Origin of the sequence: Pseudoalteromonas denitrificans DSM 6059 (assembly GCF_900112265.1) — a bacterium.
Taxonomy (GTDB): Bacteria; Pseudomonadota; Gammaproteobacteria; order Enterobacterales; family Alteromonadaceae; genus Pseudoalteromonas; species Pseudoalteromonas denitrificans.
The window spans coordinates 17,943-31,095 of sequence record NZ_FOLO01000027.1 but is presented as its reverse complement, the minus strand read 5'-3'; the positions used below and the strand labels follow the sequence as shown (position 1 = coordinate 31,095).

At 33.7% G+C, this 13,153-nt stretch carries 13 protein-coding genes and 1 pseudogene; 11 read left to right on the top strand and 3 right to left on the bottom strand.

Features of this window, described 5'->3' with window-relative positions; genetic code table 11:
• Positions 1 to 128 precede the first annotated feature (128 nt).
• From BM088_RS15750 to BM088_RS15715, 8 genes and pseudogenes are all read left to right on the top strand, one after another.
• Entirely contained in the window at positions 129 to 1,175 is a 1,047-nt protein-coding gene (locus BM088_RS15750; RefSeq protein WP_177208072.1) for an efflux RND transporter periplasmic adaptor subunit, read from the top strand.
• A 1-nt stretch (position 1,176) separates the two neighbouring features.
• Entirely contained in the window at positions 1,177 to 4,218 is a 3,042-nt protein-coding gene (locus BM088_RS15745) for an efflux RND transporter permease subunit (protein WP_091986355.1), read from the top strand.
• A 378-nt stretch (positions 4,219 to 4,596) separates the two neighbouring features.
• Positions 4,597 to 4,788, top strand: a complete 192-nt coding sequence (locus BM088_RS15740) for a hypothetical protein (protein ID WP_091986350.1) — start codon at positions 4,597 to 4,599, stop codon at positions 4,786 to 4,788.
• 110 nt (positions 4,789 to 4,898) lie between these two features.
• Positions 4,899 to 5,780, top strand: coding sequence for a helix-turn-helix transcriptional regulator (locus BM088_RS15735; RefSeq protein ID WP_143085097.1), 882 nt, complete (start codon positions 4,899 to 4,901; stop codon positions 5,778 to 5,780).
• Between the two features lie 536 nt (positions 5,781 to 6,316).
• Positions 6,317 to 7,024, top strand: coding sequence for a hypothetical protein (locus BM088_RS15730; RefSeq protein WP_091986342.1), 708 nt, complete (start codon positions 6,317 to 6,319; stop codon positions 7,022 to 7,024).
• Between the two features lie 249 nt (positions 7,025 to 7,273).
• Complete coding sequence (locus BM088_RS15725; RefSeq protein WP_091986339.1) at positions 7,274 to 7,906, top strand: hypothetical protein; 633 nt, start codon at positions 7,274 to 7,276, stop codon at positions 7,904 to 7,906.
• Between the two features lie 179 nt (positions 7,907 to 8,085).
• Positions 8,086 to 8,211, top strand: a pseudogene (locus BM088_RS27910) (transposase); the annotation flags it as partial.
• Positions 8,212 to 8,441: 230 nt separating this feature from the next.
• On the top strand, positions 8,442 to 9,071 hold the full coding sequence (locus BM088_RS15715) for a hypothetical protein (RefSeq protein ID WP_091986333.1): 630 nt from the start codon (positions 8,442 to 8,444) through the stop codon (positions 9,069 to 9,071).
• A gap of 251 nt (positions 9,072 to 9,322) precedes the next feature.
• Here the strand turns inward: BM088_RS15715 and BM088_RS15710 are convergent, their stop codons facing one another.
• Positions 9,323 to 9,514 (bottom strand): hypothetical protein, encoded by a 192-nt coding sequence (locus BM088_RS15710; RefSeq protein ID WP_091986329.1) that lies wholly within the window; start codon positions 9,512 to 9,514, stop codon positions 9,323 to 9,325.
• Positions 9,515 to 9,723: 209 nt separating this feature from the next.
• Here BM088_RS15710 and BM088_RS15705 point away from each other — a divergent pair, with 209 nt between their 5' ends.
• The gene (locus tag BM088_RS15705; protein ID WP_091986324.1) at positions 9,724 to 10,104 is read left to right on the top strand and encodes a hypothetical protein; all 381 of its coding nucleotides are present in this window, start codon (positions 9,724 to 9,726) and stop codon (positions 10,102 to 10,104) included.
• A gap of 91 nt (positions 10,105 to 10,195) precedes the next feature.
• Complete coding sequence (gene bamJ, locus BM088_RS15700; RefSeq protein ID WP_091986319.1) at positions 10,196 to 10,813, top strand: BamJ family beta-barrel-assembly machinery protein; 618 nt, start codon at positions 10,196 to 10,198, stop codon at positions 10,811 to 10,813.
• A gap of 85 nt (positions 10,814 to 10,898) precedes the next feature.
• On the opposite strand, the gene BM088_RS15695 is transcribed toward bamJ, so the two are convergent.
• Entirely contained in the window at positions 10,899 to 11,633 is a 735-nt protein-coding gene (locus tag BM088_RS15695; protein WP_245763842.1) for a rhomboid family intramembrane serine protease, read from the bottom strand.
• Here BM088_RS15695 and BM088_RS15690 point away from each other — a divergent pair.
• Positions 11,608 to 12,195, top strand: coding sequence for a DUF3750 domain-containing protein (locus BM088_RS15690; protein ID WP_091986315.1), 588 nt, complete (start codon positions 11,608 to 11,610; stop codon positions 12,193 to 12,195). The two genes, BM088_RS15695 and BM088_RS15690, sit on opposite strands and share 26 nt — an antisense overlap.
• On the opposite strand, the gene BM088_RS15685 is transcribed toward BM088_RS15690, so the two are convergent.
• Complete coding sequence (locus tag BM088_RS15685) at positions 12,192 to 12,971, bottom strand: hypothetical protein (protein ID WP_091986312.1); 780 nt, start codon at positions 12,969 to 12,971, stop codon at positions 12,192 to 12,194. The two genes, BM088_RS15690 and BM088_RS15685, sit on opposite strands and share 4 nt — an antisense overlap.
• Between the last annotated feature and the right edge of the window lie 182 nt (positions 12,972 to 13,153).

Below are 13,153 nucleotides of genomic sequence, written 5' to 3'. Positions count from 1 at the left end.
GCTTACAATTAATCGTTACTCAACAGGTTTACACTTATTGTAAATGTGTAAACCTCTTGCTATAGTTGCACAAAATTAAACAGGCTAGGTAATAAATACCTGGTTAATGATAGTGTTTTGGAGATATCGTGAATCGAATATTAATAGGTGTTTTACTTTTATGTTTACAAGCGTGTTCTGAGCAAGTTAAGCAAGAAAAAACTCAAGAACCCATTGTAGTTCAATTATTTGAAACAAAAAGAGTTGATGTTTCTAGTGAATACGAATTTCCTGCAACAGTATCTGCAGTTAAAAGTGTTGACCTTAAATTTGAAGTTTCAGGTAGGTTAATTTTTGAAAACCTTGTTGAAGGTAGCCCTGTTGCCAAAGGTGACGTATTGGCGCGTATTGATTCAGCGCCTTTTGAACGCCAAGTTTCTGAAGCAAAAATAAGATATGAAGATGCTGTACGTAACTTAGCGAGAATTGAAGAGGTGTTCAAAAAAAATGTCGCTTCTCAAAGTACATTTGATGATGCTAAATCACAATATGCTATAACGGAATTAGCCTTAGCAAATGCAAAACAAGACTTGAGCTATACCACCATAAAAGCACCATTTGATGCGGTAGTTGGTGCAAGGTTGATTGAAAATAATAGCTATATCAGTGCTGGAGATACCATCGCTAATTTGCAAGACAGATCTAAGCTTTATTTTACATTTGATGTACCTGAACGTGTTATGACTGCTAATGCAGGAAATCGAAATATAAAAGCAACAGCACATATCATAGGTCAAGAAGACAATATATTTGATATTACTTATGTAGAGCATGAAACATCGCCTAATCCAATTACTCAAACTTATGGTGTGACTTTTGCCTTAGATGGCAAAGTAAGTAACTTATTTTATCCGGGTTCTAGAGCAAGTGTAAAAATTGAAAATATGAGTGAACAACACAGTGCGATTTTAATTCCAATTAAGTCACTTATGGGTGATAAAAACAAGGGTTTTAAAGTTTGGAAGTTCAATCCAGAAATGAATAATGTACAAGCTGCACCAGTTGAAATAGCGAGTTTACAAGGTGAGTTTGCAGTTGTCTCTAGTGGTGTAAATGTAGGCGATAAAATCGTATCTGCTGCGGTTAATCAAATGAGTAAAGGGCTAAAAGTTAAAGAATATAAGGCAGAGTATTAATATGGATATTGCACGTTATTCTTTATCAAAACCAATAAATATATGGCTTATTGCGCTGTGCTTTATTGTAGGTGGTGTGATTGCTATGGGGAAAATAGGTCGCTTAGAAGACCCTGCTTTTACCATAAAACAAGCTGTTATTTTTACTTATTACCCGGGCGCAAGTGCTGAGAAAGTTGAAAGAGAAGTCACTGAACAAGTTGAGATAGCACTTCAACAAATGTGGCAACTTGATAAGTTAGAATCTGTTAGCAAACCAGGTTTTTCACGTGTCACCATGGAAGTTAAACCTACGATAGATGGACCTCTATTACCCCAAATATGGGATGAACTAAGAAAACGATTACGAGATATCCAAGGCTCATTACCACTAGGCGCAAGTGCCCCTGTTGTAATAGATGATTTTGGCGATGTGTATGGTATCTATTATTCATTAACGGCACCTGATTTTACAGCTTATCAAATGAGAGAGTTTTCACGACAAATTCGCAGAGAATTACTTGCTGTAGATGGCGTTGCTAAGGTACAAGTTGAAGGTATTATTGAAGAGCAAATTGTTGCTGAGATTGATAGTTATCAAATTGCTGGGTTAGGTTTGTCATTCCCTGAAATAAAACAGGTTTTGGCTAGTAATTTAAAACCATTTGTTGGTGGTAGGCTTTATATTGATGATAAACAGATCCGAATTCCAGTTGAAAGTTCAACCAATCGTGTTGAAGAAATAGAAAATTTATCTATTGTCCTACCAGGTAAAAATGCTTCTATAAAAATTAAAGATATCGCGAAACTTTCTGTGCAACCAGTTGATATACCAAGTGGATTAAAAAGATACAATGGCCACCCTGCTATTACTTTAGGTGTATCAGCACAGAACGATATTAATATAGTGGAAGTTGGCGAAAAAATAGAAGCTAAACTTGCCCAAGTGCTTAAGCAGTTACCAGCAGGGATAAATGTTGCTTCTATTTATGATCAAGCAAAAGTTGTTGAAAAATCAGTTGATGGGTTTATTTTAAATTTAGAATTATCTGTTGCAGTAGTAACTATAGCGCTATGTATATTTATGGGGTGGCGATCGGGCATTGTCGTTGGTGGCACATTATTAATTACAGTACTGGGTACAGTTTTAATTATGTGGTTATACGACTTACAGTTACAGCGTATATCTCTTGGCGCTATGGTAATTGCAATGGGCATGTTAGTGGATAATGCCATAGTAGTCGCAGAAGGCATGATGCTACGAATGGAAAAAGGGAAGTCGGCTTTTGAATCAGCCAGTTTTATTGTAAAAAGAACCCAGTGGCCTTTGCTTGGCGCGACTATTATCGGCATCGCTGCGTTTTCTGGTATAGGTTTATCAGATGATGCAACCGGTGAGTTTTTATTCTCTCTTTATGCAGTTGTATTAATTTCATTGATGTTGAGTTGGGTATTAGCTGTTTCTTTAACACCATTATTAGGGCGTTACTTTTATAAAGTGGGGCAAGTAACACAAGAGCAAGAATCACACTCTTTTTTACATAGAGGGTATTTAGTTGTATTAAAAGCTGCACTTCATTGGCGAGGGTTAACTTTAGTTACATTAATTGCAATAACAATCACTGCTTACGCAAGTTTTGGTTTAATAAAGCAAGGATTCTTTCCGCCTTCGAATACGCCTGTATTTTTTGTTCATTATTGGGGCGCACAAGACTCAGATATTAGAGCAACAGAAAAATACATGAAAGCAGGTGAAAAATTAATAATTGAAACACAAGGTATTGAATCACTATCAACTTTTATAGGTGAAAGCTCAGCAAGATTTACTTTAGTTTTTGCTCCTGAAATGCCAAATGAAAGTTATGGTCTATATCTTATTAGAGCAGAAAATGCTGCTGAAGTACCAAGATTAGCAAAAGAAATTTCAGATAAGTTAAGAAAGAATAATCCTAATGTTGAGTATTTTGCAGAAGTCATGCAGTTTGGGCCAGGCGCCGGCGCAAAAATTCAAGCAAGGTTTTCTGGGCACGATCCTGAAATTTTGCGTAGTTTATCTGAACAAACTAAAACAATTTTTCGTCAAGATGGTTTGATAAGGGATATTAGAGATGATTGGCGCGAAAAAGGCATTGTGCTTATTCCTGAGTTTGATGACATTGCGGCAGGTGTTGCAGGTGTGAGTCGAAGTGATTTTAGTGATGCGGTGAAATTTTATACTGATGGACTTACAATTGGGCAACTACAAGATGGCGATTATTTATACCCCATCGTTGCAAAAAATCAGAAGCAATCAGAGAATAAATTATTTGGCTTAGAAAATAGTTTAGTGTGGAGTAGCAGCCAACGTACTTATATTCCTTTTAAGCAAGTAAGTGGCAATATAACTTATCAAAGTGAAGAGTTACTTATCAATCGTCGCGATCGTGTCAGAACAATATCTGTTAAAGCTGAAGCTGGTTATCAAGAAACAACAGGGGAAGCTTTTGCTCGTATTAAACCTTTAGTAGAGGCAATACAATTACCAGATGGTTATCAGTTGGAATGGGGTGGTGAGTATGAGTCTTCACGTGACGCACAAGCCGCTTTAGGTCAGGGGCTACCACTTGGATTTTTAGTAATGTTTATTGTCAGTGTTTTATTATTTGGCCGTGCTAGGCAGCCTTTGATCATTTGGTTAATTGTACCTATGGCTGTTGTTGGTGTAGTAGCAGGGTTATTAATAGCAGATATGCCATTTGGCTTTATGTCATTACTGGGTTTTTTAAGCTTATTTGGTATGTTGATTAAAAATGCGATAGTGCTTCTTGAAGAAATTGATCTTCAAATAGACGAGGGCAAAGAAAAAGCAGTAGCTATCGTTGAAGCAAGTTTGAGTCGTTTACGCCCTGTATCACTTGCTGCTATCACAACAATTTTAGGTGTGATGCCTCTCGTATTTGACCCATTTTTTGCTGATATGTCAGTAACCATAATGGGCGGACTGGCATTTGCAACAATTCTCACTATGATTGCAGTACCTGTGTTATACAGTATTTTTTATAAAATAGATGTAAATAGAAATTAAGAGAAACAGGACTGATCACTTTTCTAATTTATTATCAGGTGTTTGTCTCGTCCTTAGCTAAGTTAGGGGTTTAATAGAAGACCAGTAGCGCTTGCTCTTGGTCTTTTTTATTAAGTAATTGAAAATAAACTTAAGTTACTTTATTAATGGTACACATAAGTGACTTAACCGCGTTTTAATCTTTTATGCCCTTTAAGAAGTGGTTTAACAAAACACAACTTTAAAAGGATATTTATTATTACTTGCCTATGATTAATTTTTTAATCGATAAATGTTTTTTGAATAATAACATTTGATTTACCCCAAATAGATACTATCTTTTTAAACTTAACTTCGAATCAAATTACCTTCAATAATTTAAAATATTAAGGATATAGCATGGACTTCAAAAATAAATCTTACGCTTTGTTTCTTTCTTTTTTATTAAACGCCATAACTGGCTCAATAGTTCGAGAAGGCTTAGTTTTAAATATCAATAGAAATGATCTTTTAGATAGATTGGAAGATTCAGATAGTAACTTAATCAATTATGATACTTTCCCTGAGTTTACCGCATGTAATAAAGCGTAATATTTTTATCATAAAACGGTTCTAGGCCTATCTAATATTTATAGTTAGGGACTAAAGCTAAGGATAGAACCATCACTTTAATGCGAGAAACGATTGTGAGGGAAGTTAAAATGCATGGAAAAATACAACTTAATCATGAGCTTGTAATAAAGCTACGTAGAAATTTAGGCTTGAGCCAATTTGAAATGGCGATGCAGTGTAGTGAAAAAAGACTCAATATTGCATTATCAACTATTAAGCGGGTTGAAACGGGTAAAAAAATTCTATTACGTACAGCGTTGAGTATTTCTGAATTCTTTCAGTGTAGTTTGGAGTCATTGACTGTGGGCTGTAATACAACAAAGCAGAATATGCCTGAGCAAATTCGAGGATCTAACGTATTTACTTTTAGCAGACAGTTTGAGCTAGATTTGTTTAATATCTGCCTTAAACACACGATACAGTCACATAAATTACATTTAATATCTGTATGTGCCTTGGCAAATATGGGTAAAACCCGTTTAGTTGGTGAGTTTATTGATGTGGCACAAAAACAAGGCTTTACCAGTTTCAGGCAAAGCATATTGCATGATCAAAATCTTCCCTGGTTTCATGCTTTAACTTCACTATGTGGTTATGAGATCCTTCAAGTAGGGTCATTACACAATACCATGCTGCAACAGCACAATCCGCAACTGAGAGTAAATAGAATTTGTAAGGCATGTCTTGATAAACTAGAAACAGAGCAGGGACCAATACTTCTAGTTTTGGAATATTTACATTGGGCTAAAGAGAGTTTGATATTATGCATCATACAGATGATAGTTGCGTTATCTGATAGGCCATTTGTTGTAGTGTTAACTTTTTTACCTGAGGTTGAACAAGAAGTTAATAGTTGGTGCCAAACATTATTGAATATACCTGTATTAAACCTAGAATTAAAAGCGTTAGCTGGTCATAATCCTAGAGAGCTGGCTCAACAAAATTTATGTGCTAATGGACATATAAATTGAACTGCACTTATTGAGGAAATAATATCGTTTTTTAATTACTGGATACAAGATTTGTGGCCTTATCGGAGCTATGTTTAAATTTATTACCTTCGATAAGCATGCTCATTTTAAATGCTCCTGCTCCACTTTTTATGCTCATCAAGCCAACCAATAAAAATAATCAATAAGGTTTTATATTTCAGGTTTTATAAAGATCCTTACCTTTTAATTTTGTAATAAATTCAAAAAATATCATTATGGACTTCAATTAATAATGATCACAGTCTTAATTATAAGACAAGCTAAGTGAGCCCGAGGTGACACTGAGGTGACACCAAACTGACGCCGATGGTTTCATTCGACTTTGATATAGTATTTGCATGCACTGAATAGGAGGTGCATTAGTTTGAAATAAGTGAGTTGCTTATTTAATTTAATAATGAAAACCGCAGAGCCGGACTTGCATTGTCTAGCCGTGAGAGTTCAATTCGGTTAACTTTGAATATGCAAGATACAGGACCTGACACTATATTTTTTATTTAATAAAGGATCTTAAAATGAGTCAAGAATATAAAATAATCTTTCAAAACAACGCTAGCGCAGGCGGAAATGTCTGTGTTTATCAAACTGCGCCAACTGGATGGGATTCAGTGTCTTGGTTTGTAAAAGGTACTAACCCAGGTACTGGTGCTACTTTTGATTGGACTATAGATTATGGCTTTCAATGGACTGAGTCAGGTACTTTGGTTCCCGGTGTTCAATTTGAGGCGCAAGGATTAGTTTCTGCTGAGTTGCAATCGAATAATAAAATTGAATTTGCCCAAAATGAATATGGTGGTCAGTTCATAAATCAAACTAATGGCACAAGTGGATCACTTGAAATTGATATAAACCCACAAGTTCCAGACCAAACTTATTCAACGGGTGTCACTATGAGTGGTAATGGTGCTTTCATGCAAGCTGCTCATCCTAATACAGCACAAACCTTTACTCCTCATCCAGAATATTGGATAACTTTTGGCGATATTAAAGAGTCTGCAGTTATGACATCAGCTTGGATGACTGCGGCTGCTGCTGTGAGCTTTCCTGCAAATGTTTATACTATGTATGTAACATTAAATGCTGATTATACTTGGACAGTATCACAATTTAATTCTAGTGAACTTACTGCACATACTTCAAGAATGAAGTTACGTGAAGTATCACAACTGAGTGCGAGAGAACTTGATGAGCATACATCAGTAGCTAAGTTACGCAAAGCGTGATTTAGAGCCATAACTTGTACTAAAAATGCGTACTACAAGTTATTAAGTTAATAATAATGAGAGTCTATATAAAAATAGGTTCTCATTATTTTATCTGTAGTGTTTATATATAAACTATCCAATTAAGTTTATTTTTAAGTGGCGTAAGTGATATAGCTTATTAAAAAAATTAGGTATGTTTTTTATATATCTCGAATGAAAATAATAAAAATGTTTGTTAGAGGTATCGTTATAATAAGGGAATTATAAATGGCTTTGTACAAGGTTATATTTACAAATAACTCTTCCGTACCAGGTGATGCATGCTTATTTCAAAAAAATAGTAAACAAGACTCATGGGAATCACTTGCTTGGTTTAGTTATGTCACAAATATTGGTGTTTCTAATACATTTAACTGGGATGATACGTCTTATGGGTTTATGTGGAGTGCAGAATCTATTCCAGCAACTAAGTCTTTAATCTCATTAAGAACTGCTAACCAAGTACTTTCTGCAAATTTAACAACAGAAAACTTCACCGAATTAAAAATGAATGATTATGGTTATTACTTTGATCCCAATCCCGCGACACAAGGCACTTCTTCTGGAACCCTAACCTATGCTGTCAATATAAATATTCCTACAAATTCAGCAAGTATCGGAATTACCATGAGTAACAACCCAGCTTTTGGGATGACAGCAAATCCAAATACAACTTCGCAGTTTACGCCTGATATTTCATATTGGATTACTTTTGGTAACATTCCTCAATCAGCAGTGATGGAGAGTTTATGGATTGAAAGTGCCGCAGAAATAATATTTCCCGCTAATATTTATACTATGTATGCAAATTTGAGTAGCCAAAATATTTGGACAATATCTCAAACACCCATCAACGAATAGTAATATTTTTCACAAAATGCATAACACAGTTTACTGAGTCCATTTACACTCATCTAATAGAGGGAGGAGTCTCAGAACCGTATTTTTAGGTTGGTTATCTTAAACTCGATTAACAAGCTTACAAGTTCAATTTTTAAATGACAGTGAATTAAAAACACCGCCATATACAGATAAAATGCGGCAATATCACAGCCAATAAAGACATGAATAAGTTCACCTTGCGAGGACAAGATAAAGTGAATGCTCAGTGGCAAATGTACTGTTTAGTTCATAACATAGAAAAGCTTAGAAATAGCCTGCATTAAAGATAAAACTCACGAAAGCACCCTAAATATCATTTAAATACGTCCTTTTTATTAATAAATACCACCACTATCTTCATTCTAGTTATAAAAATAAAAAATCAGCAAAAACGTAAACGTTTTTGATTGTTAAAACAATTTAATATCAGTAGAGTGTTTCGATTGAAAAATATTAATTTAAAACGAGTAATTCTACAGGCTCGTTAGGTTTTCAGTCATAAAAGGAGAGTATGATGATAAAAATACATTTAGTACTAATTATTAGTTTAATTCTTAGCGGGTGTAGCATTCATGAAATGGTCAATGGAGATGAAAAGCCAGGTTTAGCATATGTCTCAATAGATAAAAATGGTGATGTTGTTTCAAATAATAAGGGAACGGCACACTTTTTTGAAACATATGAAGAATCGTTAGAAAATACAAATTCTATTGGGTCGAAAATACTTGAAGACCGCGAACTCCTTAAAAGTTTGATGGAAGCAGGCACCAATAGATCAACTCTTTTTATATGGAGTGCTGAATACAATGGCGCTATGGTAGACTCAAAGGGAAATACATGTCTACAAGCTGCTACTTATGCAAAAACAACAAATACAAGTGTCGATATATCATCATCGTTATTAAATGTATTGAGTAAAATAAATCTTTCTTCAAATCCATCAGAAGCTGATAAATTAATAGCATTAAGTATCACTCAAGCAATAACAAAGCTTAATGATTCAACTGCTCAAAGCACATACTTAGCTGCTGGTCTATTTGGTTTGTGTGTACTCCAAGCTAACGGAGGCTTACAAGGAAGTGAATTACAGCCTGTTATTAAAGAGCTTATTAAAGCATCTTCATTAGAAAAGACAGAGCTTTAAAAAGTAGCTCTTCAATCAGAAGAAAAACCTAGCTAGGTGGCCAAAATGACTGTACCACTACAATCAAGCGTTAGTTGGCGATAAGATTCTTAGAGATAAGATATAGCAAAGTTTTTATCAATCTTTATTGACTGCTGACAATTTTGTTTTTGGCATACCTTGAAACTAAAGTATGAAATACCATATTTCAGGTTTAGTCAGGTTTTTAAAGAATATTTAAGCCATGCTTGGTTTATACGTAATGTATCAATCTATCGACTATTGATTATTTCAAATTTTAATTGCTTTAATTTATTTAAAGGCATGACATTATATCTTTTTGACTTCTTTGGTGAGCACCAATCTTTTACAGATTCAACAGGTGACTGAGTAAAGTTTGCTACATGTACAGGAGTGAGGGGTATATACGCCATAAGATCTTTTAACTCGTCATTTGTATTCATTTAAATATCCTTTTGAGCCTTAAAATAAGAGATAAATAATATAGCTCTGCATTATACTGTTTTTATATACAGTATCCAGTGGTTTTTATAACTAACCGTAAGTTGCATTAAGATATCAATAACATTTGTATGTTTATTATTAATGACAAATTGAATTAATTAAGTAGAATTCGCTTTTTATTTTATGTGTTTGAGGTTTAACAAAGTCAATGCAAGTTAAAATGAGTGTAAAATTATTACTTTGGAGTGCTTTTAGTTTATTTTATTATTTGGGATTTACGAATGTATTTAAAATGATTGATGATGCAGCCGCACAAAACTCTGGCGCTCAGTTTTACAGTTTAATTTATATCGCTTTGATTGCACATTTAATTAATAAATACGAAAAAGAATTTCCGAGGGCATGTAGTTGGTTTGTATCAATTTGTGGATTGGCTGTGATCACTGCAATTGTATTAACTAAGCAAGCAATGCCTTTAGATTTATTATATTCCCCTTTTTATTTATGTTTATATTTGGCGCTGCCTATCTGTTATGAGCTGTTTCGGTTTGTTATTTTAAAAAATACATCTAATTCAGGTCAGGATTAGGATTTGTTTATCTGATATATATGATAAAATTGAGCAAGATGCATCTTTGTTGCATCATTTTTTTAACTTATCTTAAGGTTATTTGAGAAAAATGTCTGAAAAATTTAAAGTAAATGCTGATAAAGCAAGCTACGGTATTGGTTTACAAATGGGTGAGCAATTAAAAGGTAATCCTTTTGAAGGTTTAAACCTTAACTTGGTTTTTGAAGGTATGAAAGACGCTTTCACTGGTTCTGAATTTCAAGTTGAAGTAACAGAAATTCAAGCTGCTTTTGAAGAAATCAATGCTGAAATTCAAGCGCGTCGTGCTACTGAAGCAAAAGAACTTGCTGCTGAAGGTACTGCATTTTTAGAAGATAATGCTAAGCGTACTGAAGTGACTGTAACTGAGTCAGGTTTACAGTATGAAGTAATCACAACAGGTGAAGGCGAAATCCCAACAGCTGAGTCTACAGTTCGTACTCATTACCACGGCACTTTAATCAACGGTACTGTATTTGACAGTTCAGTTGAGCGTAACGAACCTGCTGAATTCCCTGTAAGTGGCGTTATTAAAGGTTGGACTGAAGCATTACAAATCATGACTGTTGGTTCAAAATGGCGTTTATATATTCCTCAAGATCTAGCATACGGTGAACGTGGTGCAGGTGCTTCAATTGCACCTTATTCAACGCTTGTTTTTGATATTGAGTTATTAGAAATCGTATAATTTTTGTATTATATGTATTTAAAAACCCGCAATGTTGATATAACAAGGCGGGTTTTTTGTTGTTTGAAATTATTTATTTTTTAATTTAGTCATGTTTATTGTCTTGGTTTTGCCATTCATCACCAATTAAATCTTCATCGTCGGGACTTTCCCAAGAATAGGACTTCTCTTTTAATTTTGGATCCCACTTTCTAAATAATATTGCTGATATTATGCCTGCCAGTGCGCCAAATAGATGGTATTCATAAGAAATACCTTGTTCTGTGGGTAAAATCGTCATGATCATAGAACCATACATATAAAAAGCAATCATGAGTAAAACACTGGAACGTTTATCTCGACGAATGATACCGGCTATAAATAAGTAAAAAAATAACCCATGTGTTAAACCACTTGCACCAAAATGAAAGCTATCTCGGGCAAATAACCAAACGCCAAAACCTGAAACCAGCCAGATTATACCAATAGCCCACCAGCGAGAGTTTGGGTAGCCATAAAGTAAAAAACCGCCTAGTAATATGAGTGGTAATGAATTTCCTATGACATGTTGCCATGAGCCATGGATCAAAGGTCCGGTTATAATGCCAATTAAACCAGAAGTATTTAGAGGTTTTACACCTAATTGATATAACTCAACAAAAAAATAAGTTTCATATGCTTTTATTAACCATAAAAAAATGACAAATATGAAAGCAGTTAAAATGCTTTTTTGCAGTGAAGTATTTTTATTCATATTATGAGATATAGGGATACGAGTTGTCATTATCAAGATAAAAATTAATAAAGGAGCATTAATGCCTAATAGCAATAACTTAATCATCGAATTAAGATCGGCTAAAATTCCATACTTAGAATTAATTGCAGATCACTTTTGGTTTGTGATCATTGAAAATGGGCAAAAGAACAGGTGGGAAGTTTGGCAAAAAAAAGATTGTTGTAAAACAAGTTGGGGTCATTTACATCAAAATTTATTATCGTATGACAGTGGTGTCGGCTCAGGCAAGAGCAGGCTTGAAACTGTATTTACTGGGAGTGATGCATTTAAACTCAAGCAAACTATTCTATTATCAGTAACAGATTATAAAAATAAATATAATTACTTTTATTGGCCAGGACCAAATAGTAATACCTACGTACAAAATATGTTAGATAATGCGAAATTAAATTATTTATTAAGCCCAACGGCGATTGGCAAAGATTATTACGGCTGGCTAAATTGCATTAAAAAAGAGAAATACTTAAGAGTATCAAGTTTGTTTTTAGGATTAAAAATCAGTTATTACAATTACTTAGAAATAAATATATTATCATTTACTTTTGGTATTAACTTTAAAAAATTTTGCATTATTCACCCATTTTATCGAGCTAAAATCAGTGATTAGTTTGATTTGTAAAGTAGCTTTTCTTCTTTAAGCAAGTCACTTATTTTGTTGTTAGCAAAGCGTATTTTCTCGTTATATTTGTTTTTTATATTGGTTGATTTAATTTCAAAAGACGCAGGGTCATTTGATAGTTGTGATTGTCTTTTGGCATGTGCCAGTTCATTGTTTAAATTGAGTTGAAATAAACGTAAATTATCTTGTTGTTGCTTAATCTTTGAATGTATTTCATGGGATTGTAAAATGTTCTCAATTTGCTGGACATGTGATTGCGCGTTAGATGAAAAATGTTGCTCAAACTCTAAGATATTATCTTGAGAATTAATTTTATATAAAATACTCGATTTTGAATGCACAAGTGAATCTATTGTATCTTGTGTCATTTTTATTTGCTTAGTGAACTGAGACGTTATTTCACTTTTATTGTCTTCTAATTCCTGATGGTTAAACTCACCTAAATTTTTATTTGCTCGATTATTTAGCTGTGAAATTTTATTTTTTAATTGCTTTTGAAGCAGGCGTTTTTTTAACTTGTTTTCTTTAAGATCAATGATTACTTGTTTTAATTGTACGAGCGCATCGATAACAGTCCGGCTATATATCGTATTTTTCCTAAATCCAGCTTCATAGGAAGTTGCCGATGTTTTGACTATAATTTCAACAGCGTCTTTACTGCATGGGAATTGACTAAAACTGAGTACATCATCAACTTTACATTTATAAATAGATGCATGTATAGGGTATGAAATAATAAATAATATAAACAGTAAAATACGCAATATCTAAGCCTCTAATTATTATTCAATAAGCTTAGCAGTTAGATATGAATATGAGAGATAAGATCTTAATTATTTAAAAGATATTTTTAATTAATAAATTTTATAGTAAAATAACCTGTCACTTGTGTCAGAAAAGGTGGCGTTATTTTTTTGAGAACCACTTATTTTTATTAATGTGTACA